The following is a 26674-nucleotide window of genomic DNA, read 5'->3' as shown; positions in this document are numbered from 1 at the left end:
CTCCCTCATCAGTTTAAAAATCAAATTTATTTTCTTCTAAATGGAGTAGTTTTACCAAAACAGTAATGCCTAAAAAACCAATAAAGGCAGCCATTGCTACATCAGAAAGATAATGTTTTTCCATGACCATTCTGGAAAAACCACCGATAATTAAATAGGTAAAACCAATATATTTCCAAATTTTTTTCCATTTTGCGTTATTGGTATTAACAAACAGCGAAAAATAAAGTGCCATACTAAAGCACCTGGTATGACCCGATGGAAAAGATGCAAAATCATCAGAACCTAACATGCCGTTGACCATAAACCATGATTTAAACGGTTCGTTTTTAGTCAAATTCATAAATGGACGCGGTCTGCTGACAATATTTTTAATTTGATTAAGTATTTCACCTGTTGCTGTATCAATTACAATTCCAGCTAACCCAACGATTACTAGTCTTGCAAGATCACGGTCACTGACTTTTTGGAGCCAAGCCAGCTGCACAGCTTTATGAATGAGATAAAAAGCAATGATATATAGCACAACAAAATAGAGCTCTTTATTAGTAACTATAAATGAATAGTCATTGCCAGCACCTACCGGCAAGTTTTTAGTAGCATTAGCAAATGCTTGTCCCATTTGACTTCTGGCTTCGATAAAAAAATCCCAGGTTTTGGTTAAACCAAACATAAAACTAAAAAGCAGCGTCATATATTTCAACAGACGATTTTGCAGCCTGGTCCCTTTTTGGAAAATGACTTCTGCTCCTAAAAAACACAGCACTACATTGGGAAAAGCACCCATATCTTGGATAATAGCTGCCCACCATTCATTCTGGTTTCCCACTAACTGAGAAAGTGGTTGATCCCAAACAGTACCAATAACAAATAATATTAAAATGACAATCAGGGTAACGGTAATTGTTTTTTTGGAAAAAACTTTGTAATCTGACCCCAATTCCTGCTCAGTATCCATAATTAATCAATAACTTTTTTAACCTTTCTAGACTTCAATTATTAACTCTTTTGCCAATGGTTGGTTGCCATGGTAGGGAATTATTGCCAATTGCTTTTGTCTGTTATCTTTGACGTAAATACTAGTTTTAAACGTAGTAGCAAGATAATGCCTTTCTTGGCCGCATTCTTTTACGACATAAAATTCTGCACCCTTAACTTCTGGCCAGGATAAATGAATCATACCAATGCGCTGGTCAATAATTGGTCTTAAATCTTGCTTAAACTCTTTTAACTCAAAGTATTCTGCACCGATAATACTGCTTAAATGCTGAGCAATAATTTTAGCCAAGGCGAAAGCACCAAAAGAACAAAAATGAGTTATATCATGCTTATCTTCACTAAGGTTGGGATAATCTGCTTTACTTGTTTGTAAATAAAGCATGTGTGCTGCATCCCAGCCTAAATAATTCAATAACGCGGTTGACTCTTTGCCCAAATCAATCAGCGGAATATTTTTTTGGTGACTAACTTGCAACATAACTTTGCGGTAATCATCAAAGCAGATGCTAAAACGCTTTGTTTGGTCATTATATTTAAATTGCGCTGGCGGGGAGACTAAAATTGGAATTGCTTTTCTTGCCAATGCACTATCTATGTATTGCACTAAATATTCAGCGAATTTTTTCGGCGCAACATAGCGGTTAGGACGATACGACGTGGCATCGTTATCACCGAATTGAATTAGTAAATAATTCCCCGGGGCAATATCTTTTAAAATTGCCTCAAGTCTTGCCTCTAAGATAAATGACTTGGAGGACCTTGCTCCCATTGAGCGATTATCGACAAAAGCATTTTCCCATTCATAAATTGTCGCTTGCGGATAAAAAGATGACGGCTTTATTTTTACCGTCTTTCCCTTTAATTGGTGATACAGTTCTGCTCCCCAGCCTGATTGCGGATATTCTGTTAAAGAATACGTTTGCGCAGTAGAGTCAGAGGCAATATAAATACCTATTTTGGTGCTTGTTGGCTTTAACGCCTGTTGCTTTAACTTTAAGTAATTCAAATAAACTGTTGCTGGATGCGCTTTTTGCGCATTATCAGGGCGATTATGAGTAATCAAGGATAAATCAAAAGTGGTATGTGACAATGCAATTTCCAACTTCACCCTTACCTGCCCTGCAGCTGGAACTAATATGGTTTTTTCGTTAATTTTATTGATAACAATATCTACTTTCTGATCAACTTCTTCGTAATTTGCCACAGTTAAGAAAAGCTGATAGTTGGCATTAGCAACTTTAAGCACCAAATGTACTGTTTCAGCGTAAGTGTAATGCGGGCAGGTTTTGACATCATCGTTTAGCGCTGCGCCAATTTCATCCCACGATTTATTGGTCATTTTTAAGCCCTCTAAATCAGTCTTTACGGGATAATTATTAGTAATTTGAATAGATCTGGGATAATAAACCTGCTCGTGCCATCCTGCAGCGGGTTTAGGGTATTCACAACAATAATATTCCGGAATAGCAGTAAAACTTTTCTTCTCAAAATCAAGTACAATGTCTTTCATTTTCTCCACTACTTTTTAATACTTCGCGTAATGTCCATAACTTTGTTATTTCCCCAACATCTTTCATACGGCATTCCGGTTAGATTCTCGACAACCGCCTTAGTATTAGGAGTGACGTCCTTTTTGGCGCCGCCATTTCTAAGCCGTTTAATCTCCTGCAGAATAATCTTATGATTTTCCACATTCAATTTACATATATAAGAAAAGGCTATGCCCAAAAGCAGCAAAACAATCGGAACAACGCAATATAAAATAAGCAGGGCCTTGACCGTGGTTGGCGCTTGTACTTTGGTACCGGCCTTAAAGCCGGTCATTTGTAAAATAATGCCGATAATTAAGGTAAAAAGTGAATCAAGAATAGTATCAATGGTAGTGTTCACACCAGCATATTCTCCTTCTCGCCTTTTGGCAGTGACAATTTCATCTACATCGGGCAAAAAAGTAAAGATATATTGCGAAGAATTGACCACACCAGTAATCCCAAAGTTTAACGCTACCATGGCAATAATCCACCACATATTTAAATGTGCCGGTTTTAAAACGGCCAACATGAAAATACCAATAAAGACAACGATTGCGCCCCAGGCACCCACACGGTATGAAAACATACCATTTGTTTTGGCCTGCAGCCACATGAAGAACACGAGAAAGATAATGCCAAAAAAGTAGCCTACACTCGTGGAAACAGCGACTTCTGTGGGGCTTAACAGTAAGACAAAGATAATGAAGTACGTATTAATGTCTCCCCGAATAGTCCGAAACAGTTCCTCACACTGCCACATTAACAAATACGTCCAATAAGATTTTATTCTGATAGCACTAATAAAATTCCAAAAAATATTAACCAGACGCTTCCACAAACTAATCTTATTTTGTTCAAGCACTGTCGACTCATCAACCGGTCTTTCATAAACTGAATTGTAAAAAAGAATGAGCATCAATGTACCTACAATATCGTAGACTACAGCAGCAATTACAAAACTATTAACGTTATTTTGACCACAAATCTTGAATATCCAAGCAATAAATAAAGAAGCAAATATTCCGGAAGTGGCAGCTCCAGCCTGATTAAAACCTACTAGCTGTGCCCGTTGATCAGAGTCTTCCGACATTTCCGATGTCAAAGTTAACTGCGAAGTTGACAGCATGGGGGTAATAAGGAAATATAACAAAAAGAAAATAAAATATAATGGTTGCGGCATCCCTGGAATCCACATAAAAATATAGGTCAAAGACTTTAACGGAATTCCTATTAAAAACATTGATTTTCTACGTCCATGTTTGCGCCCAAACTTTGTCTGATACAAACGATCAGAAATATAGCCATATATTGGGGTTAAGACAGCGCCAATGATCTTAGCAGACGTAAACATTAAAGTAACAACCACAATTGGAATTTTAAGAAAAGTCGTGTAGTAATACATCAACCATGTAGTCACCAGTGTGATCATTACATTAGACAATTGAAAAGCCGAAAAACCAATTTTGCGCCATAAAGGAATTTTGACTCCTTCACCACCTGTAGAAAGGTACTGGGTGTTTTTCTTTTCTTTACTCATAATTTGCCTCCTCATACCGAAAAAGCACTAATCAATTATTGATTTAACTAAACTTATAGTGTCATACATTAAGTACCCATCAGTCGTAATACTAATAACATTATTATTTAAAACGGCGGCGGCAGGTAATTTTATCTGCCATAGATGATAACCGCCGCTTTTCATGGCTGAACGGTAAGCGGCACGATCATTCGGGAAAATTTTAGTCGCTATTGTAGTACCATTTAAAGCAATTTTTACCGTGCAGCCATTATCATTTGTCATATCTTTTTGAGATGTCCCGGCAAAAGATAACTGCAATTCATAGTCCCGACCATCGAATTGCAGGGATTTTTTACTAAAGTGAATTTGCCATCGACCACGATCATTTTGCAAATAGTACCATTCTGCATCTTTTTCAATGTCGTAATCCCAGTTTGCAGGAACCAAATCAAGCCAGCTATAATTTCGCAGCTGCTCACTGAATTTCATCCCGGCTGTAGTATGAGTACACAGACCAATTTGCCAAATAGTTGTTGTTGTCCGCTTAATCTTTAACAAGCCCAGATCTAAATTGTGATCAGTAACTATTACCTCTTTTAAAAGATGTGTTGCCAAATCATCTGCATAATTTTCATAGACATATAGGAAATATTTGCCGGGTCTGATGTGAGCGATATTAAACTCACCCGCAGCATTCGTATCCGTATAGTACATAAAACCAGCCTTTTGCTGGTTAAGCGGCACCTGATCCGCCTTAGTATCTGTCAGAATGACCGTACAGTTTTGATGACGATATTCTGAATAGATTTTGCCCTGTACCTGATAAAGAGTTTGGGCATAATCAGGGTCTTTAACCCAATCATAAGGCCAAGTCGTTTTTTCATGATCCGCTCTTTTTTTAGCATCGGCTAAGTCACCATTATTTAAATAAATGCACCAGGGGCCAAAAATTTTATTAAAATCAGGCTGGACTTCAAACACGCCCTTGCCGAAGTGCTCACTGACCATGTAATTGAGAACTATCGCATCATAATGGACCAACAAATCTTGATTAAGAGGACCACAACCATAAGCACTTTTATCTGGTAAAATTAGCCAAAAACCTAATTTTTGACCAAATTGGCCCCACAAATCTGTCTTACTCAAATAGCCGGCATAATCATATTTTGAATAAATCATGCTGCTGTCATAAAGCGAGCCATCCGGCATGAGGTAAGTTTCATCTTGCAATTTTTGCCCCTGCATCATGTGCGCAGAAGTTGGTTGCAAGCCAGTTCGTTCGCCGTTATAACTCACAGGAACTAAAGAACGATTTAAGCGGTAAACCGTGCGTAATTCATTAATCTTAAATTTGCGGTGCACGTTATTCCATGCTTTGACATAAGAATAGATTGCGGGATCGTCATTATTAATAATAATATGATATTCAATACCTAATTCGTTTGTATCATCAATATATGCAATATGTATTCGTGCGGCAGATTTCTCAATAATTTTTAGGGCTGACGGCTGCAAGTTAACAGTTTTTCCAGCCTGATGATAGTCACAATAAAAGCTATGCCTTTTATCGGGATCACCCGGCTCGCCGGCAAGGCTGGTAAGCAGCTCCAACCCCTGATAACGTAGATGCTTTACTTTGCCTTGCTCATCAAAAGATACTTGTAATTGACCATTATCAATTAAAGCTGCGCGTGAATTTTTGCCACTAATTTTTAACCGTAGATTCGCTTTCATTTTTAATTCACCTTTTTAAAAAAGACCAGATAAAGCACAAGCTCTACCTCGTCTTTAAAAGCAAATGATCAGCATGACCCAGACCTATAGGCGCAGCTGCTATAACCAAAATATGAATATTATTTATTTACTTTTTGCAAAACCAATTTTGCCATGCCTAGAATTCCTGCATCATTGCCTAAACTTGCTAATTTAATAGTAATGTGATTTTGAGCGCTAAAATAAAGATACTTATCCACAGCCCGTTCAACTTTTGCTCTTAAAAATTCACCAGCAGCAGCTACGCCGCCACCAATAATAATTTCTTCCAAATTAAGAACATTCGCGACATTTGCTAAAGCCAAGCCTAAATAATCACAAGCTTGATCCACCACGTTTAAGGCTAAAGGAGAGTTTTGCTTTGCCTGGTCAAAAATTTCTTTTGCTGTGATTGAGACTTCATCTTGTCCGCTCTCTTTTTGATAAAGACGTACTATTCCAGTGGCTGATGATACCGTTTCAAGGCAGCCGCGATTACCACAAGTACATTTAAACCCCTTTGGGTCAACGATAACATGTCCTAGTTCACCAGCAGCACCAGCAAACCCATGAACCAACTGATCATTTAATACAATTCCAGCTCCTACGCCAGTCCCTAACGTAACGTACATGAGGTTGTCTTTACTGGTGCTATCTTGCCACTTCTCGCCAATAGTTGCAGCATTGGCATCATTTTCTATTACAAGCGGTATATCCAAGCCTTTTTGCAGCAGTGCTAGGATATCCGTATCTTTATTCCAACCTAAATTGTTGCAGTCATAGACAGCTAAAGTATCGGGTCTCACCGATCCCGGAATACCCAGACCAACACCTAAAAGGTGCTCTGCACTACTTACTCGCCGTTTTATTTCCTGAACAATTTCTGCCATAACGGTTTCTGGTGCAGTTTTTGCAGGAGTAGCTATAGACCATTGCTTTTTTATGTGACCGGTTCTAGTAACCAAGCCGAACTTAATCGTTGTTCCTCCAAAATCAATGCCAATTACAACATCTTCCATATTTATCGCCGCTACTTACTAAAATTTTAATTTGTTAAACCACCAATTTTTAAATAGCTGGCAGTATTAGTCGGCACTTCTTCATTATCAACAGTTAATTTTTCTGGTCTTACTTTGAAGTGTCGCCCGTCAGCTACTACTGCTCTTTTTACATCGTCTACCTTAAAACGTTGAAGTAAATCAGCGCTGGAGGGTAGCTTACCGTTTACTGTAAAACAAGTAATAAAAACAAAGTGGTTCGTGCCGTTACTAATAAATTCACGATCCGTTTCGGGACCAAACTTAGTTTTTACGATCGGATTTGAAAAGTGAATAAAGCAAGCAGCATTGCCTTTACGAAAGGCTAACCAATTTTCACCAGCTAATTCTTCATCAAACTCCCAGAATGGATAATAGATATGAATAAAAAGTAAGTCATCCCTAGTTAAATTATAAGTCATAAACATGTAATTTTTATACTGATTGATTTGAGGTTCTCTATTATTACCTGCCCAGTAACTTGGTTTATGATCACCGCTATACTTACGCTCACCAGGGTTTGTAATCCAGACGTTTGTAATCATGTCTTTCAAAGCAATATTCATATTGTGCTGCTGCACTCCGTGCTGACCAACTTGGTAGTTAATCACGCTAGCCATTGCGTATGCGGGAGTTTTATAGATATATGAATGAGCCTGATTAATCCCTTGAAGATACTCAAATTTATATGGTTTAGTCGGAATAAAGTACTTTTTGAGGTTACTTTGTGGTACGTAATCCGAGAGTGAAAACGGGGCAGCATCTCTTAAGGCATCATTAAAACAGCCGATATTAAACGCGACTTTAGCTAAACTGGCAATTTCACTGAGAGAGATATTTTTTAAATTGTGCTCATAAACGCGACCATAAGTTGAGGCATAATTTTTACCAAATGAGTTGATCGCAATGATTTGGAAACAAAAATCTAGTCCTTTTTGCGCTAGATTTCTGATACTTTCATCCGGTGCCGCATTGTATAAACTGAACAGTCCAATCAAATCAATTGGCATGTAAGTTAACGAATTCCATTCAGCCAGACCATACTTGAAAAACTCATCAAACCAGTCTTCAATTTGCTTTTTACCCAGTTCATATTGTTCTTTACCTTTATGACCACTGACCGTGAATTGTTCACTCGGATACAGATAACCGGCAAAATAACGTGCAATATGAAATAAGAATGCGTGATTTTCACTGAAATACCACATGACGTCATTGCCCGGCTCATCTATCCAGTATCTGAACTTTAGCGCTGTTTCCTTAAGCGTCTGCTTAATTTCTGGGGGCATCTTGTCCGGATACTTAATCATAAAGCTTAACAAAGGCGCCAAAATAAAGTCGGAACAATCCCCATGATTATTGACTAAATTAAGTGCACTTTCTAATTCAAAAGGCAGCTTATGCCCTTTTTCATAAGTAAGTGGCTTATTCAGATACATCTTTGCCATAGCAACATTAATATCATCAAGGTTTTGCCTAGCATAATATTCTAAAGCTTGTCTTTTACGTTCTGCCAGCGTTTTACCAGTAATCACATTTTCATAGTTTTTAGTATTATAAACTGTTAACGTAATAATTCTGGTAACCCACGAACCATCGGGCAACTTAACTCCAAATTCAACATTGGTTAAAGAAGCAAATTGAAAATCATACGTGTTGCCCATTACATATTCATGTGCACCTGGCGTAATTGTTACTTTGCGCTCATCCTGCTTGAATTCGGTAATATTGCCGCTTTGCATATCACTATACGGATCTTCAGCAGGTGGATTAAACCTAATTCTTAGAGCAGTATCTACTGGTGAATCTACAAAAAACTTTATGTCGCCTTGAGCGTAATAATCCTTCAAGAAATGAATAGATGCCAGTAAATGTTGTGCATGTTCAAGAGCAGCAGCATCTTTAACCGGAATATGACCATGGAGCTTCTTCGTGCCTAAATTGACCAGAGAAAAGATAAAATCGGCGTCTCTTTCAGCTAAATCGTCAAAATAAACGACTATTTCATTAGTACCCTGTGCTAAAGACAATTCGCAGTTCTTAGCCTTAGTTGTATTCCGCGTATAATTTTTATAAGTTACTTCCAACTTATCATTAACCCATATTTTCATGCCGCCAGGTGTTGACATTTGGAATGGAACTTTAGCATCTTCATCCATATCAATATAAGTTTTAGCCCAACATCTTAAGATTGTCGGTACCGGAACTTCAGTCGATAAAGTAATAAAGTCATCCTCAAAGCCGGAATACACTTTAGTATATTTGATATTCTTAGCTAAATCTTGGTGGTCAATTACTTTATGAGTTAAAAAATAAGCTCTACCCGGATACTCATTATCAATGCCTTTCATTTCATACTCATAAGGGCTAGGCCGAAGCCCACTGCGAAATTTTCGTGGCGGAACTGTAGTTTGGCGCTCATAGGTAATTGGTGAAAGTAGAAAATTAGTTAAAGATTCATTTTGTGAAACCGTAAATTTCTTAGAATCCATTTAAATATTTCTCCTAACCTTTTTATTTTTTGTGACCGCTTCCATGTTTTTAATTTAGCATAGTAATTTTGGCAAAACAACTTTATTCACAGATAGTAAAACTAGACCGCTTTTATAAAATAGTTATTTTATGGCTAAATTATTAGGCTTTTTTGTTATGTTACGGTCTAGACCATTTTCGCAAAAATGTTTTAAATAAAATATATAAAACTAGTTTAAGTATACTAAATTGCTATCCACAGCCAGCTTATTTTACAAAAAACTTTTTAAAAACTTCTGGTTTTTTGAACAAAATATGTTTACAATTTTCAGTGGAACCGCTTCCTAATAGTTTAATAGATTCGATTTATAATAGATTTAGGGGTAAGAATGTAAAATGAATAAACTTTCAAAACGAATTTATACTAAGCGGAAAGTCACTCTTTGGACTGCTATCTGTTATGGTTTAACTGATTTCAGTAGTGGTGGGGCGCAAGCCGTTCAGTCAGCATGGATGCTCTACTTCTTCACATCATTCTGCAATTTATCTGCTACACAAGGTGCTTCAATTATTGCTATTGGTAGTTGGGTAACTGCAGTTTTTGGTTTGGTTGCTGGTGGTATTACCGACAACTTTTATCACACTAAACTAGGAAAAATATTTGGCAGACGCCATTTCTTTTTAATCTTTGGTTCACCATTAATTCTTTCCTACATTTGCCTGTGGTTCGGCGGTTTGAACTACTGGTACTACTTCTTTGTTTATCTAGCATTTTTGCTGATCCAACAAATGATTACTGTACCTTATTCAACTCTGCCAAACGAAATGACTACCGACTTTAATGAACGTACGTTACTTTCTACCACCAGGTTGGTCTTTGCCGCATTTTCAAACTTCTTTGCCAACTTCATTCCCGCACAACTCTTTAAGGTGTTTGGGCAACACAGCGCTATGGCGTTGACTCTTAATGCTGTCTTCTTTGGTGTAGTCTACTTGCTCGGCCTCTGGCTGACAGCGTTTAATACTTGGGAAATGCCTGTTGACCAAGTCGAAAATGTGGCTGACAAAGAGGCTGAAGAAAACAAACAAAAAAAGCATCAAAAAGTTCACGGTTCTTTCTGGAAGATATTGGGAAGACAGTTATTGGATTACCTTCGCGTATTCCGGGTTAAATCATATACTCAGCAAATTTTGATTTACCTGCTGTCATTCACCGGCTTTGATGTTATGAGCATGGTCTGGACATATTATGTTATTTTCTGTCTGCACGGCAGCGCCTCAACTGCCGGTTACATCATGTCATTTGCCGGTTTCGGTTTTATTGGTACTTTAATTGGTGGCTGGGCTGTTGTTAAATTCGGTCCTAGAAAAATTTATGGCGTAACTTTAACAATTGACTTGGCTACATTTATCATTCTTTATGCTCTAGGCAAACTGCAACCCAAGAACACATTCGTATTATTATTTATCATCATGATGCTCTTCATAATTTCCAGAGCTATTGACTGGTTCCTTCCTTGGAACATGTACCCATTTATGCCAGACTTAGGCGAACTGCTCACTGGCGAAAACAAGGCTGGTACTTTCCAAGCAGTTGTTAGTTTTGTCCGTGGTTTAACTTCAGGACTATCCGGTATATTTGTTGGTATGTATCTTGATAACAACGGCTTTGCCAAAAATGCAGCTACTCAGCCAATTGCTACTCAAAACGCAATCTTAAATGTTATTTTGTTTGGCTCTGGTATATTGATTTTCTTAGCATTACTTATCTCATTTGGTTATAAGCTAAATAAGAAGAGCCATACCATAATAATCAACGAAATTGCCAGACTTCGTGCCGGCGGTTCTAAAGCTGATGCTACTGATGAAGTAAAGCGCACCACTAAAGACATTATTGGTGTTGATTACGATAAAGTTTGGCCAGAAGCTAAAAATTCAAATAACTAAATTTTAATGATTTAAGAGATCGGAAAAACTTTTTCCGTCTCTTATTTTTTATAAAAATAGAGAAAGTGTTAACAAAATGACGGCAAAAATTAAAAACCCTACTTTAGATTGGCTCAGCGATCCGCAAGTTTTTCAAATTAATCGCCTGCCAGCGCACGCGGATTTTGCCTTTTATCAAAATCAAGCAGAATTTCAGAGTAAAAAAACCAGTTTAAAGCAAAGTTTAAATGGCACTTGGAAAGTGCATGTTGCTCAAAATCTATCTACTGCACCATTAAATTTTTACAAGAATGATTTTAATGATAGTGGCTTTTCATACGTTAAAGTCCCTGGACAATTAGAATTACAAGGATTTAATCACCCTAAATATGTTAATACGCAATATCCGTGGGATGGACATGAACAGCTGGTGCCTCCCGCTATTCCGCAAAAATTCAATCCGGTCGCAAGCTATGTAAAGAGATTTGAACTCAAGGACAATCTGAAAAATAAAAAAGTTTTTCTCTCTTTTCAAGGTGTCCAAACAGCTTTCTATGTCTGGTTGAACGGTCATTTTGTGGGCTATAGTGAGGATTCATTTACTCCCAGTGAGTTTGATATTAGTGATTATTTACTATCTGGTACCAATCGCTTGGCAGTGGCAGTATTCAAATATTCCAGTGCCAGCTGGCTAGAAGACCAAGATATGATTAGATTGTCTGGGATATTCCGTGACGTCTACCTTTACGCCGTACCCGCTACCTATATCAAGGACCTGCATTATCAGCCTGTTCTTAACGCCGACTTTTCAGAAGGCAAGGTTAGTGTTACTGCTGAAGTTGAAAATAAAAATGAGCAAACCAAGTTTCGCTTTGAATTATTCGCTCCAGACAAGCATAAAGTGCTAGAGCAGACTTTATCTGATAAAGAACTAGCCCAAGCAGTATTTAAGGTAGTTCACCCTAAGTTATGGAGTGCAGAAGAACCTAACTTATACAACGCTGTTCTTAGCATTTTTAATCAGGAAAATCTTGTTGAAATCACATCTACTCAAATTGGTTTTAGAAGATTTGAAAAAAAGAACGGCATTATGTTGTTAAACGGAAAAAGGATTGTCTTTAAGGGCATTGACCGCCACGAGTTTGACTACCGCTTTGGTCACAGCGTCACTAAAGAAGATATGATATTCGACGTTAAGTTTATGAAACAGCATAACATTAATGCCGTCAGGACTTCCCACTATCCTAACCATCCTTTCTGGTATAAGCTTTGCGACCAATATGGTATCTATATGATTGATGAAGTTAACTTAGAAACTCATGGCTGCTGGTTACAAATTGATGCTTTAGGAAAATCTTGGAATATTCCCGGCGATCATCCTGAATGGCTCCCAGCAATTATTGATCGGGACAATTCTATGTTTCAGCGGGATAAAAATCATCCGGCAATCCTAATTTGGTCTTTGGGAAACGAATCATACACAGGTAAAGATTTAGTCGCAAGTGCCAACTGGTTTCATCAGCATGACCAATCAAGATTAGTTCACTATGAAGGCTTCTTTAGGGGCGGCGCAAACCAGAAGTATTCTGACATGGAGACCCACATGTACTGGAAACCCCAAGATATTATTAATCAATTGGAGAAACACACTGACCGGCCCTTTATTCAATGCGAATACATGCATTCAATGGGTAACTCGACTGGTGGTATGAAATTAGATACAGAACTTGCAGACAAGTACCCCAACTACCAAGGGGCGTTTATCTGGGACTTTATTGACCAAGGTCTTTTAACAACCGATCCGCGCGGGCAGAAATGTATTTCGTACGGCGGTGATTGGACAGATCGACCAAGCGACTATGAATTTTGTGGCGATGGGATTCTGCTGGCTGATCGGACCCCTTCTCCTAAAGCGGCTGAAGTTAAGCAAGACTATTCCAATATCAAAATTAGAATTGATCAGGACGGTTTTACTATTAAAAACAAAAATTTGTTTATTGATACTGCCAATTTGATTTTTACTGCCAAAGTACTAAAAGACGGCAAGCTTTTAAAAGAACGAGACTTTAACCTAGTTGTCGAACCGGGAAAGAGTTTGCAGCAGTCTTTGCCATGGTCAACTGGTACCCAACCCGGAGAATATGTTGCAGAAGTTGCGGCTAAACTTAAAAATGATACTCTGTGGGCACCAAAAAATTATGAAATCTGCTTTGCCCAAAAGTTAATTAAGTCTATTAACAAACCAGCAGCCCAAAAAAGCAAACTTAATTTGGTTAACGGCAGTACCAACATTGGTGTCAGCGGAGAACACTTTAGCTTACAACTATCAAAGGCCAAAGGCGGCTTGAGTTCCTATAAATATGACGGACAAGAATACATTTCCGAAATTCCCAAGTCCAGTTATTGGCGCGCATTAACCAATAATGACGATGGCTACAATGGTGGCTTTGAACTTGGTATGTGGTCTATTGCCGGCAAATATCAAAAATTAATTGATAGTGACATTGCACAAACTGAGACAACAGTTACGATGAGCTTTAAATATCAATTGGCTCTGCCCGAAAAAGTGTTTAATACCATCACTTATACGGTAACTCAAGACGGGGCAGTAACAGTTACTCTTTCTTATCCGGGACACAAAAATTTGCCTAATATTCCTGCTATCGGAGTGGATTTCAAGTTACCGTTACAATTTAACCATTACGAATTTTACGGTTTGGGACCAGATGAAAATTATAGTGATCGTAATAATGGTGTTAAACTTGGAATTTTTAAAGGTAATGCTCAAGCTAATTTCACCCCGTATTTAGTACCGCAGGAAGCAGGAAATCATGGTGCAACACGCTGGCTCAAAGTGTACGACAACAATGGCCGCGGATTAAAATTTACTGCACTCAATAAACCATTTGAACAAAGCGTTCTGCCTTACAGTGAATATGAAATTCAAAATGCATATCATCATTATGAGTTGCCTCAACCATACTGCACGAGGGTCAGAATTCTGGCTAAACAAATGGGTGTTGGCGGGGATGACTCCTGGGGCGCACCGGTTCACGCACAATACCAAATTAAGGCTGATAGCCCAATCACACTAACTTTTAAGTTCCAAGGTTTCAGTGACAGCCAATAAATATTTGAACTTAATAATTTTGGTTTTACATAAAAAAACAAAAACTTATTTTCTATCGTAAGAAAATAAGTTTTTTTATGATGTCATATCTTAAATATAATCATTAAAGTCGATTACAGTATCGTACCGCTTTAATTCTGCCGGTTCATAGTGGTGAATAACCTCAATAAAAGTGAAGTCTGAAGCAAACAAGTAATCATGAATTGCTTGAGAAGTTGCCTTATCTAATGAGGCATTGACTTCGTCTAGTAATAAAATTGGTCGTTTGGCTAAGATAGCCCTTGCCAGTTCAATTCGGGCTAATTGCCCACCCGATAATTGATCAGCATTATCACCTAATTGATAGTCAAAACCTTTTTCTTTAACCAGCTGACCCAGTTCTAAATGTTCACACACGTCCGTAACTTTTTCTCGTGGTATATTCGCACCTAACGTAAGGTTAAACCATAATGAGTCGGCAAAGATAACCGCACTTTGGCTTGAATATGCAAACAGGTTGGTAAAAGTGCCTGGTTGTACTGCTTTTTGATTAAGCAACTCTTCTTGTGCTTGGCCGTAATCACCATACATTAAATATTGAAGCATGGTGGATTTACCAGAGCCGGACGGTCCAATGACCGCCACTTTTTGTCCTTTTGCAACTGCAAAATTAATTTGACTAGCTAATTCTTTACCCTGACGCTTTAAAGTTAGATCTTTTATTTCTAGTTGCTTAAAGTCGTCAGTGGCAACACTGCTTTGCGGTTTTTGCTCACCTTTAGCAATAAACTGCTTGATCTTGTTAACGATACCCTTAGTGGTAGATAAATTGTTTCGTTCATTTAAAATTTGCAGAATAGGGTTAACAAAAGAGTTAGAAAGCTGGGTGATGGCAAATAATGCTCCCAATGTTATTTGACCATTGACTACCAGTAATGTCCCAAAAGCAAATGGTAGTAAAAAGGCACTGGCAATCGCGATAATATTAAGGTAGGTATTAGTATTATTATTTAGCAGATTCATTTTGGCCAATTTTTCTTCCAGGCGTTCAACGGCACTCTTATTTTGCTTAACAGCATTGTCTTGCTCGCCGTATAAATTAAAAGTACTGGTGCCAGCTAAAATGTTTTTGGTTTGGCTGACATACTTGTCGTTAGCCTTAGTCCAATCACTTGAAGCCTTTTGAATTGGTTTTTGGAAAAAGTTGGAGACGATTGTAGGGATTGCTGAGCCCACGAAATAAATCAAGGTAACAAACCAGTTTAGATATAAAGCATAACCTAGCGCCAAAATAACGGTATAAGCATAGATCAGCATTTCGATTTCAGCTTCATAACGGTTAGTTTCTAATAACTTAAAGTCGTTAGTTAAAAAACCTAAATTAGCACTATCTTCTTCTTTATTTTGCAGCATCCCTTTCAGCACTCTAGATCTCAACTTTGTGTTAATCTGCTTAACTGCATCGGTTTTTAAGTAATTAAATAGTAAGCCTGAAATTAAGATTAAAGTCAACGCTACTATGATCTGCGTCACTAAAGAAGGTAAGACTGAAAATTGTCTCTTAGTTGCCATATTGATCAAATTGCTAAGCATATAAGCAGCAAAGATATTTAAAGTACTGTATATCAAACCGAAAACATTGAGCCAAAAGAATTTTAAATGTGAATAGTTATGGTAAATCATTATTTTTCTCCCTCAGTTTTGTGAATATTTTTTTCATTCATAAAGATGATAAATTAATTAAACTTGAGAAAGGCTTTGATTACAATACTATTTAACTAAGAGGTCACTATCAGGAAAGCAAGTGGAAAAAATATTGTACTAAAATGCAATGCCCTTTTTGCTGTTTTTAATTTCTAAATTCATTAGTAATACCTATAATTATCTCAATTAAAAATAGTATGTTCCACAATATAATCTTTGATCTTCCTTTTCTTATTCTTCTTCATCTTTTAAATACTCCTCTAAACAAAACAAGGTTTCAATATCAGTTCTAAAAACTTGCGCTAGTTTATACGCCAAGATAAGTGAGGGTTTATATTTCCCCTTTTCTACTGAGATAATCGTTCGTTCAGTGACACCCACTTTAAGAGCGAGTTCATGCTGCGTTAAGTGCAGCTTTTTCCTATTTTCCTTAACTAAATTTTTGATAATCTCACCTTCTTCAAAATATGAAGTATACTTCATGTAGTTAGCTTCGTATTATATTACGACAAAAAAAGCCAAGCAAAACTTGGCTTTTAATTATTAATAATTATAGTAATTACTTATTTACCTGATTTATCAATCTGTGATCTCGGAAATAAGAAATGAGGTTCTGAGCAGCTTCAGCAGTAACAGATATGCGGGCTTCTTGGGTTCCTGCACCCGCATGCGGTGACAAAACTACATTGTCTAAAGCACGCAAAGCTGATGGTACTTCCGGTTCGGTTTCATAGACGTCTAAACCTGCCCCGGCAATATCTCCGTTTTGCAATGCGGCAATCAAATCAGTTTGTTTAATCAATTTACCCCGAGCAGCATTGATGATATAAGCTGTCTTTTTCATTTGCTGGAAAACTTGTTTATTGAAAACGCCAGTTGTTGCAGGTGTTGCCCCCAAAAAGTTATTGGTGCAGGAGAAAATGTCAATTGTCTTTGCAGATCGCCTACTCAGTTTGCCCAATCTTAGTCGCACGACTTTTATTTATGTCTTATTTATTTCTAGTCAATCTTAAAATTACACTGACTGCCGTTACCGCAATAGCAGCTACAATTAACCAGCCAAGGGCGTTTTGCGGTCTATTATGTGTTATAACCGGTCCCATGCTCCACAGCTGATTGTTAGCAACAGCCACAACAAAAATGCCAATCACGACAACCCACAAAATAATCGCTAATATAGAAGTTAGTCTTTGAACATTTTTCATTATTATTTTCTCCTACCTAAAAAATTATTTTACTATTTTTCTAGCATCACGTGCTGGACTTATATCTGTTTTAGCACAAAGCAGGAATTAATTTTCTTAAAAAATACTTAATTTATAGTATCAAATTTTACCAGACTTGTACTCGTTTATCCGGATCAAGCCACATGCCATCTCCTTCTTTAACATTGAAAGCCTGATAAAACTCATCTTGACATTGCACCTGCACATTTGCTCGAGCCTGAGAAAGTGCATGAACATCAGACGCGGCGATTAATTGCCAAAATTCAGGCTTAGCGTTTGTCGCCCAAATTCGCGCATAGTTTTCAAACAAAGTTTTGGCGTCTCCCCCTTCTTGCTTGTTAGCTGCAACGGCTACTGTTAGACCACCCTGATCACCAATATTTTCCGAAACTGTCAATTTACCGTTGACTCTGCTTGTACCAACTTCAACGCCATCAAACAGCTTAATTTCGGCTTTGATCCGTTTATTAAATGCGGCATAATCCTCATCAGTCCACCAGTTTTTCATATTACCTAATTCATCAAACTGTGCCCCGTTGTTATCAAACGCATGTGAAATTTCATGTCCTACCACTGCACCAAAACCGCCATAGTTAGCTGCACGATCTTGGTGTAAATCATAAAAAGGTTTTTGTAATAATAGTGCCGGAAAAGTAATGTCGTTACTTTGCGGATTATAACAAGCATTGGCTTCTACTGCTGCCATTTCCCAAAGTGAATTATCAACCGGGCTGTTAACATCTGCAAAGTTAGCCCTAAGTTTAACTTGATTATTGGCTTTAATATTGCTGTATAGGCTGCCACCTGCTAGAGCTGCTGTTACTTTGAACTCGTCATAAAATCTTTGAACATGCTCTGGATAAGCGATTTTTAAGACTAAAGTATCTAGCTTCTTTAATGCCTTTTTCTTAGTGGTATCTGACAGCCAAGAATTGTTTTTTAAATGGTCTTGATAAACCGCAATCATATTTTTAACTATTTTAGTAGCATCAGCTTTGGCTTCAGCGCCCAAGTATTCTTTGCCATAATACTGACCAATAACATCACCAAACATTGCAATTGTTTGGTCATACGCAAAACGCTCATCTGCAGCTAAAGAATCTATGCCGTACATTGCTTTTCTTAGTGGTAATCTTGCTTTCCGAAATTCACGTGACAAATACCGTGCCGCTTGATTAATAAAATGACCAATTAGCCAACCTTTTAATTCGAAGAAATGTTTTTCATTAAACAATTCATCAAATTTATCTAAATAACCTGGTTCAGTAACATTAACTTTCTTAGTGGTCTCAAGACCAGTTTCTTTCAGTAAATCAGCTAAATGAATATTTTTACTCTGGTTTGTAAATTCTGCCACACTCAGAGGGTGATATATGTTTTCAACTTCAGAGTTATATTCTGCTGATTGATAAACCTGCGCCAAACGCTGGTCCAGCTTAACTGCGCCGTTAACGTATTGTTCTGCTTCATCCTGCTTAATGCCACTCATTACCAACAGATTAGCAGTTTGCTTTTGCCAAACGTCAAGCAGGTTAGTGGTTTTTTCATTACCATAATAACTGGTATCAGCCAAAATCAAATTTTGCCGGTAAAAAGTGACAATATTCAACTGTGCATTTTTGAAATCTGGCTCCACTTCAAATTTGAACGGCAAGTTATCCATTAGCAACAGTTTCGTTAAATTCTCATTGACATCAGCTAAATTATTGAGGCTGGTTAAAAAGGCTAAATCTTGCTTAATTGGGGCTGCACCTTCGGCCGTTCTTTTTTGCTCGTCTTTAGCTACCCGGTAAAACTCTACCGCTTTATTAAAATTCTTAATGTGCGGAATTGACTTTTGCCCGCTTAAAAAATCAGTAAAATCTTTTACTAAGTTTTTGCGAGTCTGCTTCTCTGCCACGCTAAAGCCATCAATGATTGGTCTACCGGCAGGAACAGGGTTTTCTTGCAGCCATTTTGAATTAACCGCTAAATAAAGGTTATCTTGCTCACGAATATTTACATCAGGTTTAGTAGAATCGCCAAAGCCACCACGAATATTAAATTTAGTCATTTGTTTTTCTCCTTATTTTTAATTTTTTATTAGCTTAATGGTACATTCAGGTAGAAAAGCAAAGAGGAAATTGTCGTATTCGACATTTTTAATTTTTTGTTATGGTAGTTTTTAAAAAGATTGGCCGCTATGTTGCTAAAGTTAGACATCTTGCCAAATATTTTCGTCATTACTATTAATTTGGTTCATACTAGTGATTAGTAGTATATAATACAATTTAGTAGTAAAAATAGGAGAAAGAAAATGAAACTAAAGAAAAGAATTTTCACAATATTGGCATTAATCGCTGTAGCTATTGGCGTCGGAAGTGTATGTAACACTCCAAATACTGCTCAAGCAAAAGGAGTTCCTACTGTTTTTCCTAAGAACATGCGCGGAACTTGGTACCAGTATTATACTGACGGGGCTGGAAAATATCTCAGTAAAGTAAAAATAACTAAAACAACGTATATTTTAGGTGAATATACACCTAAAGTAATACATAAATATATACCACATGATAAACCGGATTTTGAAAGAGCAGATTGGGTATTCATCCCTGGCTATCAGAAACAAAGAGGTATTACTTGGTTAAATGTAAAACAATGGAACGAACCTGCTGGCATCGGTATACCAGATACTGGTGATGATGGTGAAGACGGCGGCTGGGGTGAAAATGGCGGTGAATTTTTCAACGTCTCCAAACTTAAGGGCCACCAGGTATTATCAATTGCAAACACGATTGATGGAACAAGTATACATAATACGTCTCACTGGTATCGCTCAGTTAAACTTGCTAAAAAGTTGAACAAGCGCCACTATAAAGGATTTTTATATTAGTAAACGCTTTTTAAAAATAGGAATTAGAACAATAAAAGGCAGATAGTTCACTTAACTATCTGCCTTTACCTTACTATATTGTGATCTTAGCAACTTAACTAGAAACTTTATTTTTTCTTTTCTTCAAAAAACGAGTTATTGCTGTATATATAGCAATGACCATAACTACAGATACATAAACTGTACCCAACATGATTTCTGTGAACCAAAAATCCTTTATTGCGCTTGCCTCATGGACCCCAAAAATCATTGTGCCAAAACTATAATATGCAGAAAAAAGTGTGATCAAAATCAGTCCGACCACTATAATCAGTAATAAACTTATTAGCCAATCTAAAAACTTTTTGATGGAATTCATATTGTCACACCTTCTATTCCGCTAGTGTATATAGCCAATGCTTACTTAAAATAGTTTAATTGCAAAAGTTTATTGTTGCTTTAGGATTTTTCTTACCAAAAGTATTTTTTACTGAATTACTTTGATTTTAACAAAAAGCACTTTTCAGACCAACCTGTATTTAGACATAAGCCTCTTTTTGTAAATTGTACATCTTACGATAATCAGCATTAGTTCTGATTAATTTTTTTGTGTGTCAAAGCCGAGAATTCTACCATTTTGTAAAAAGAAAATCTTATCCGCATATTCCACCGCAGACAAGCGCGAGGAAAAAAGTGCTGATGCCCATCTGCTTTTTACGGACTTGATCCACATCTTTTCTGTTATCCTGAAATAGTGTGACGTATTTTTACTACGGGTGACCATTGTTTCAAAGGCTCTTGTTGAATACGGTAATAGCTCAAACTTTGAGGAACCATGACTAATAGCAGTAAAACTGCAATCCATCAATTATAGCGCGCCAAAAGAAACAGCATAAAAAGTAGAATTAAAGCAGACTGAATTACTGCCACTTCAAACATGATCAAATTTACTGGTCGCCATGAAGCATCGTCTTTTAACATCTTTAAATCATCATAGTAGAAGCTGTCGTCAAAAATGCTAAGAGACTGTAAATCTTGGGATTTAGTCATTAGGCTGAGCTGACATTGATAAAACCCGTTAATTTATCAGTTAAAATGCCCTGAACAGAAGTAGCTACAGGTGGCAATAACTGCGTTAAAGCGGTAGCTATAATCCAAATTATTAGACTAACAACAAAATTTTGGTGTTTAGAAACATCATTAATGACATTTTGTCCCACATTGACTGCAAGAACGGAAGCAATTGCTTGGATAGGTGCCAATAAAACAACAAAAGCAGCTAAACTGCGAGCTGCCTTGAAAAACAATTTATAAGTCGCTAAAAGCAGATCGAAGTAATGTTGAAAAAATGTAACTTTTTCATAATTAATTACCCTTATAATGTTCAAAAATATTAACTTTTTAAATTTAAAGATTAGAGACAACATAATTAGTTTTAGTTAGGCATGCTTAATTTCAGCACTTTACTAAACATTGGTAATATGAACCAAAGGTGCATGACTGAAAAAAGTTATTATAGAAAAAATGATTTATAGAAACATCAGAAAGTCTCTGATATTATCGGTGCAAAATAATTAAATTTTGCACCGATAACTTGTTTATTATACTGCTTTAGTCATTGGCAATATAGCGACTTGCCTTTCCTTTGCCTACTAAACCTATTTTTCCTTCTTTACGCAACCTAGCTAAAGCATGTTTAATAGTACTTTCACCATATTGCGGTACCAAATTCATTAGTTCTTGTCTAGATAGCGGTTTTAAACTATTAGTAATTTTACTCAATAGCAATGATTCCGGATCCTTTTCCGTATTACTAGTGAAATCAATTCGTGAATCTAATTCACGGTAAGCTTGCAATACGATACTCAAAAAGTAGTCAACATATGGTCCATAATCGTTTTCATTATTAATCCATGCTTTACCTGAACTTTCTAACAAAGTCCGGTAATATTGCGCCTTAGTTTTTTCAATTAAACGTTCCAAACTAATATACTTACCAACTCCGAAACCTAATTGTTGTAATTCAAGTAACATTAACAAGCGTGACATTCTGCCATTACCATCTCTAAATGGGTGAATTGATACAAAATCCAACATAAATGCTGCCGCCAGTATTAATGGCGGGAAAGAATTATCACAAATTGCATCATTATAAGTTTCACATAAACTTTGGACTAATTTGGGTGTCATCCAAGCTGGTGGTGGAGTAAAGCGAGTTTCTTTATGACCATCTGCAAAGGTAGTAATAATTGCATTATCAATGTCCTTAAATTGACCGCCCCAGCTGCTTTCAGTAAAATTAAATAATTGCTTATGTAATGCCAATATATTATTGGGCGTAATCTTGATATATTTATAATTATCATGGATTATAGCTAAAACATCACGATAGCCAGAAATTTCTTCTTCACTGCGATTTTTCGGAGTCGTTTTTTGCTCCATTAATTTCTTAAGCCGTACGTCACTTGTTGCAATTCCTTCAATTCGATTTGATGAGTCTGTACTCTCAATCTTTGCGACCACTAACAGCTTATTCATTATGTCTTTTGATTTTAAGGAGATATGATCCGTTTTACCTTTCAACTCATAGATCAGATTGAGTTTTTCAATCATCTTCGTGGTTAATTTCAAACCATTTAAAGTTTGATAATCAAAAACTTTCAAAATATTATGTCTCCTTTATAAGCTAGTTTCTTCCTACATATTTTATACCAAGTATCAGTGTATTTAAAAGTTTATCAGTGCAAAATTTAATTATTTTGCACCGTAAATTTGTTTATTGCACCGAAAAATATTTATTACCACACAAAAAATTAGCCTTAACTTATCTGCGCGAAATGCTGATAGGTCAAAGCTAATCGAGTCAAATGATTCTTCTGAATAAGACTATTATTCTAGCTGACATTACCATATAGTCATCTGTTTTTTTATCTTTTTTAAAAAATAAAAGGCGAGCATAAAAAATAATATAAAAATCAAATACGAAATTAACACTTCCCATGTTAATGAAAAAGTAGTGTTTAAGGAATGCTCATTCATAGTTGTAATTATTTTCAGTCCTAATGCTGTTGTCTTGATACCAGAACTGTTAATACTAAACAGCTCTATAATATAATCAATCATAAATACAACCAGATATATACTACTTCCCGCATTAAAGGCTTTATAATAATTCATGATTTTTCACATCCCTTTTTTTAAAACAAAGATTAAAATAATTAACAAAAAGAAAGTTTATGTATAGTAACCTGATTTTTACTATAAACGATGTCAGAAGAACTACAACATTTGCTATAAGCTAAAAAATATAGTTTCATCACACTACCATAAGCTTTCGGTACAAAAATCCTAAAATAAATAAAATGAAAGCCCACTGGCAGTATTAACCCATATAACACGTTACTAGTTATAAAATTTGTACCAACTATTATTTACAAATTTATATTTATTTAATAATAGCATTAAACAAGTCTTAAATCAACAAAATAAAATTAACAATAATACTATTAATTCAGCTAGTGACAGCAGTTTTTATTAATATAATTATATCTATTGGCTACTGGATTGAAAAATATAAGTAAGTAACTATCTACTTGATTATGATATTGCTACTCCAAATAAGCCTAATTTTTAAAGTGAATTATTTTGTTAAATATCGTCTTTTCCTTAGGAATAAGATGATGCGCTACTTCAACAACTTTTCAAAGATATTCATGCAAAAAAGTATTATAAATTTTCCTTGAAAGTACCGGATCAAGCGAAGTTGTTACTTCATTTGCTAACACAACTGAGCGCCTATAGAATAAGGCTCTAGCAATCTCTATTCTGAACTCAAAGAATTTCTTGGTATACAGCGTTTTTACCACGTACCGTATATCTTTAAACAAAAAAATAACCTTAACTTACCAACAGAAAATATTGATATATCAAGGTTATTTTACTAATTTTACTCTTCCGAATGCTGACTAGAGGATTCGAACCTCCGACCTCATCATTACTAGTGACGTGCTCTGCCAACTGAGCTAAGTCAGCATTGTCATATCTCGACAACGATATTAATTAAAACATATTCTATCAGTTTACGCAAGCACTTTTTGACTTTTTCTCGGTTTTTGCTATAACTAAACTTTGGCGTACTTTTTTAAGAGTATAATATAATAAAAGATTTAGAAATGGAGTGGATGTAATGGCAAATTTTGCAGCGATTAACGCGCAATTTCCCTGGTTATTAAGACTTATAGTTGCATCATTATGCGGGGCGCTAATCGGTTATGAACGCGCAATTCAAAGGAAAAGCGCCGGAGTGCGAACACATATTGTAGTTGCCTTTTCTTCCGCACTATTCATGATAGTTTCAAAGTACGGCTTTGGCGATTTATTAAAAATGTCAGATCTCGCTTTAGACCCTTCCAGAATTGCAGCTCAAATAGTTTCCGGTATCTCATTTATTGGCGCTGGTGCTATTTTAGTTAAAAAGCAGCAAATTTCCGGTTTAACCACGGCAGCTGGTATTTGGGCCACAGCCGCAATCGGCATGGCAATTGGATCAGGTTTATATTTTATCGGAATATTGGCAACGGCTTTGCTCTTTGTCATTCAAATGATGTTTCACGATGATGCTATAATTGATAAAATCATCATGCATATTCGTTTTAATATTCAAATAGAAGCGGTTAATAAGCCGAATATTTTGCACACTATTGAGCAGGAGCTTGAGGCAAATCATGTTGAAAATGTTTCCGTCAAGATACTGTTTGTTAGTGACGAACGAATTATCTTTTTTGTAGATGGTATTATTAACAATAATATTGATGAAAATGATATTATTATGGCTCTACGCAAATATCCTGATATTAAGCGCATCAGTTATGCCAGTATAGACAAATAGTACAAATAATCTTTAAGCAATAGTTAATTCTATTGTTTTTTTTGCATTAATTAGCTACTAATTACTTTTACTTATTACAATGTTAATATAAGTTTTTATTCGAAAGGAGAAATGTTATGGCTGGTTCCCTTGACTATTTACGTTGGCGTGGTGATTTAACTTTTTCTGAAAAACCATTTAACAGTGTTGATGCATCATTGCTATCATCTATTGCTTATTTACCAGCTGACAGTTCTGCCAACGGTCATACACTAAAAGAAGTGGCAGAAAAACTCCGCAATTTGCCCTCTTTTCAGCATCAAATGCATACAGAGACGGCAACCGAAATTTTTTTATTACCTGAAAGTCCCCGAATTGGAAATATTAAAATTTTAGATTGGACAGACAAACTAGCAAAAGACCCTCATCCCTTGCAATTCACTGCTGCCACCTTTTCGCTTGATTCAGATACCATTGCCATTGCCTTTCGCGGAACAGATGGTACCATGATTGGCTTAAACGAAGACATGGGCATGAATTACCTGCCGGAAATTTACGGTCAAGATGTCGCAGCCAAGTATCTCACCGCTATTGCAGAAAAATTTACTAACCAAAAGATTTTTTTACTTGGTCATTCAAAGGGCGGCAATTTTGCTCAATATGCTCTAAGCGCTGTTGAGCCTGAAATTCAGAACCGGGTAATAAAAGCGATTAGTTTTGACGGACCGGGCTTTTTCCATAAAGTATATACGAGTTCTGGGTTTACCGCTTCAATGTCTAAAATGAAAACCTATATCCCTCAGGGTTCAATTTTTGGTGCTATGCTTGATCATCCCGAACAAACTTTAGTGGTCAAAAGTACAGTACCAATGCGCAACCAACATGACCCGCGCCGCTGGTCTGTAGGTAGAGACAGTTTTACCTTAGCTGACGGACTCTCATCAGGCAGTCGCGTAATTAGACACGCGCTCATTAATTTTAATAATTCTATCCCTGACCAAGAAAGAGGCACTGCCTTTTCCGATCTATTTGAGGCTTTTGAAAATTATGATATTGATGAACTAAACCAATTAACCAGTAATAAAATAGTGGGAACATACCGTTTTGGCCGCGTCTTTCTCTCTCTTGAACCCCAAGAGCGAAAATTGCTGACCCAAGTCTTGAGCAATATCTGGAATTCATATAAAAGGAATATGACTTTGCCTCTGATGGCCAGCAATTATGAACTTTATCCTAAAAGCAATGATTCAAATAAAGCACCAGTGTTTTACGAATTTTACGACCCAGATCGTCCGAACCTTAAACTACCAGAAAGTGTTCTACGTAAATTAAAGTAAATTGTTTCATGTGTAACCCAAAAAGAGGCTGGAAAACTAAAATGTTTTCCAGCCTCTTTTATTTAACTAATTAACTAGTTATTTCTTCATTTTATCCTTAACGTCATCAACTTTATCTTTGACGTTTTCAGTAGCTTCTTGTGCCTTATCTTTAACATCTCCAGCAGCTTGTTGAACCTTGCCTTTGACTTCTTTAGCTTTGCCGGCTACCTTGTCTTTAAATCCTTTATCGGCCATCTTAATCGGTCCTTTCCCAAAAAATTAGCGAAAATTTTCTATTCACACCTTAATAGTACAATGTTGTAAAAATATTGTCATCAAAAACGCTTTATTTTTTGTTAAA

21 protein-coding genes and 1 tRNA gene are annotated in these 26674 nt (G+C 36.5%); 5 read left to right on the top strand and 17 right to left on the bottom strand.

Going from position 1 to position 26674, the window contains the following annotated elements:
- Window positions 1–13: 13 nt before the first annotated feature.
- The 6 genes from DLD54_RS00170 to DLD54_RS00145 all read right to left on the bottom strand — a co-directional run bounded on the left by DLD54_RS00170 (window position 14) and on the right by DLD54_RS00145 (window position 9331).
- Entirely contained in the window at window positions 14–958 is a 945-nt protein-coding gene (locus DLD54_RS00170; RefSeq protein WP_109917824.1) for a phosphatase PAP2 family protein, read from the bottom strand.
- A gap of 27 nt (window positions 959–985) precedes the next feature.
- Window positions 986–2509, bottom strand: coding sequence for an SGNH/GDSL hydrolase family protein (locus DLD54_RS00165; RefSeq protein WP_109917823.1), 1524 nt, complete (start codon window positions 2507–2509; stop codon window positions 986–988).
- Window positions 2510–2517: 8 nt separating this feature from the next.
- Window positions 2518–4068, bottom strand: coding sequence for an MFS transporter (locus tag DLD54_RS00160; RefSeq protein WP_038520502.1), 1551 nt, complete (start codon window positions 4066–4068; stop codon window positions 2518–2520).
- Between the two features lie 27 nt (window positions 4069–4095).
- On the bottom strand, window positions 4096–5784 hold the full coding sequence (locus DLD54_RS00155) for a polysaccharide lyase family protein (RefSeq protein WP_109917822.1): 1689 nt from the start codon (window positions 5782–5784) through the stop codon (window positions 4096–4098).
- A 119-nt stretch (window positions 5785–5903) separates the two neighbouring features.
- The gene (locus DLD54_RS00150; RefSeq protein WP_109917821.1) at window positions 5904–6821 is read right to left on the bottom strand and encodes an ROK family protein; all 918 of its coding nucleotides are present in this window, start codon (window positions 6819–6821) and stop codon (window positions 5904–5906) included.
- Between the two features lie 26 nt (window positions 6822–6847).
- Window positions 6848–9331, bottom strand: coding sequence for a hypothetical protein (locus DLD54_RS00145; protein WP_109917820.1), 2484 nt, complete (start codon window positions 9329–9331; stop codon window positions 6848–6850).
- Window positions 9332–9707: 376 nt separating this feature from the next.
- On the opposite strand from DLD54_RS00145, the gene DLD54_RS00140 reads away from it, so the two are divergent.
- The gene (locus tag DLD54_RS00140) at window positions 9708–11258 is read left to right on the top strand and encodes an MFS transporter (protein WP_038520491.1); all 1551 of its coding nucleotides are present in this window, start codon (window positions 9708–9710) and stop codon (window positions 11256–11258) included.
- 76 nt (window positions 11259–11334) lie between these two features.
- Window positions 11335–14367 (top strand): beta-galactosidase, LacZ type, encoded by a 3033-nt coding sequence (gene lacZ / locus DLD54_RS00135; RefSeq protein ID WP_109917819.1) that lies wholly within the window; start codon window positions 11335–11337, stop codon window positions 14365–14367.
- A 90-nt stretch (window positions 14368–14457) separates the two neighbouring features.
- On the opposite strand, the gene DLD54_RS00130 is transcribed toward lacZ, so the two are convergent.
- The 5 genes from DLD54_RS00130 to DLD54_RS00110 form a co-directional block, all read right to left on the bottom strand.
- The gene (locus DLD54_RS00130) at window positions 14458–16029 is read right to left on the bottom strand and encodes an ATP-binding cassette domain-containing protein (RefSeq protein WP_109917818.1); all 1572 of its coding nucleotides are present in this window, start codon (window positions 16027–16029) and stop codon (window positions 14458–14460) included.
- Between the two features lie 252 nt (window positions 16030–16281).
- Window positions 16282–16533, bottom strand: a complete 252-nt coding sequence (locus DLD54_RS00125; protein ID WP_109917817.1) for a helix-turn-helix transcriptional regulator — start codon at window positions 16531–16533, stop codon at window positions 16282–16284.
- 76 nt (window positions 16534–16609) lie between these two features.
- On the bottom strand, window positions 16610–17023 hold the full coding sequence (locus DLD54_RS00120) for an NAD(P)-dependent oxidoreductase (RefSeq protein ID WP_338033546.1): 414 nt from the start codon (window positions 17021–17023) through the stop codon (window positions 16610–16612).
- A gap of 16 nt (window positions 17024–17039) precedes the next feature.
- Window positions 17040–17255 carry a hypothetical protein gene (locus DLD54_RS00115; RefSeq protein ID WP_109917815.1) on the bottom strand — a complete coding sequence of 72 codons (216 nt, stop codon included), beginning with the start codon at window positions 17253–17255 and terminating at the stop codon, window positions 17040–17042.
- A 127-nt stretch (window positions 17256–17382) separates the two neighbouring features.
- Window positions 17383–19329 carry a M13-type metalloendopeptidase gene (locus DLD54_RS00110; RefSeq protein ID WP_109917814.1) on the bottom strand — a complete coding sequence of 649 codons (1947 nt, stop codon included), beginning with the start codon at window positions 19327–19329 and terminating at the stop codon, window positions 17383–17385.
- A gap of 243 nt (window positions 19330–19572) precedes the next feature.
- Between DLD54_RS00110 and DLD54_RS00105 the strand changes: the two genes are divergently transcribed.
- Complete coding sequence (locus tag DLD54_RS00105; protein WP_109917813.1) at window positions 19573–20148, top strand: hypothetical protein; 576 nt, start codon at window positions 19573–19575, stop codon at window positions 20146–20148.
- A gap of 94 nt (window positions 20149–20242) precedes the next feature.
- Here DLD54_RS00105 and DLD54_RS00100 read toward each other — a convergent pair whose 3' ends face one another.
- The 5 genes from DLD54_RS00100 to DLD54_RS00080 all read right to left on the bottom strand — a co-directional run bounded on the left by DLD54_RS00100 (window position 20243) and on the right by DLD54_RS00080 (window position 24159).
- Entirely contained in the window at window positions 20243–20506 is a 264-nt protein-coding gene (locus DLD54_RS00100) for a hypothetical protein (protein WP_109917812.1), read from the bottom strand.
- A 485-nt stretch (window positions 20507–20991) separates the two neighbouring features.
- On the bottom strand, window positions 20992–21177 hold the full coding sequence (locus tag DLD54_RS08955; protein ID WP_233559181.1) for a hypothetical protein: 186 nt from the start codon (window positions 21175–21177) through the stop codon (window positions 20992–20994).
- Complete coding sequence (locus tag DLD54_RS08950; protein WP_233559180.1) at window positions 21177–21515, bottom strand: hypothetical protein; 339 nt, start codon at window positions 21513–21515, stop codon at window positions 21177–21179. Before DLD54_RS08950 ends, DLD54_RS08955 begins: the two co-directional genes overlap by 1 nt.
- 223 nt (window positions 21516–21738) lie before the next feature.
- On the bottom strand, window positions 21739–22791 hold the full coding sequence (locus DLD54_RS00090) for a Fic family protein (protein ID WP_233559179.1): 1053 nt from the start codon (window positions 22789–22791) through the stop codon (window positions 21739–21741).
- A 1295-nt stretch (window positions 22792–24086) separates the two neighbouring features.
- Window positions 24087–24159: transfer RNA gene (locus DLD54_RS00080), tRNA-Thr, on the bottom strand.
- A gap of 154 nt (window positions 24160–24313) precedes the next feature.
- Here DLD54_RS00080 and DLD54_RS00075 point away from each other — a divergent pair.
- Both DLD54_RS00075 and DLD54_RS00070 read left to right on the top strand, forming a co-directional pair.
- Entirely contained in the window at window positions 24314–25015 is a 702-nt protein-coding gene (locus tag DLD54_RS00075; protein WP_109917811.1) for an MgtC/SapB family protein, read from the top strand.
- A 116-nt stretch (window positions 25016–25131) separates the two neighbouring features.
- A complete protein-coding gene (locus DLD54_RS00070; protein ID WP_109917810.1) occupies window positions 25132–26331 on the top strand; it encodes a DUF2974 domain-containing protein in 1200 nt (399 codons plus the stop codon).
- A 78-nt stretch (window positions 26332–26409) separates the two neighbouring features.
- Here DLD54_RS00070 and DLD54_RS00065 read toward each other — a convergent pair whose 3' ends face one another.
- On the bottom strand, window positions 26410–26568 hold the full coding sequence (locus DLD54_RS00065; RefSeq protein WP_109585634.1) for a CsbD family protein: 159 nt from the start codon (window positions 26566–26568) through the stop codon (window positions 26410–26412).
- Window positions 26569–26674: the final 106 nt, after the last annotated feature.

Origin of the sequence: Lactobacillus helsingborgensis (assembly GCF_003173695.1) — a bacterium.
Taxonomy (GTDB): domain Bacteria; phylum Bacillota; class Bacilli; order Lactobacillales; family Lactobacillaceae; genus Lactobacillus; species Lactobacillus helsingborgensis.
The sequence above is the reverse complement of the archived record's forward strand: the minus strand, read 5'-3'. Positions and strand labels throughout refer to the sequence as shown.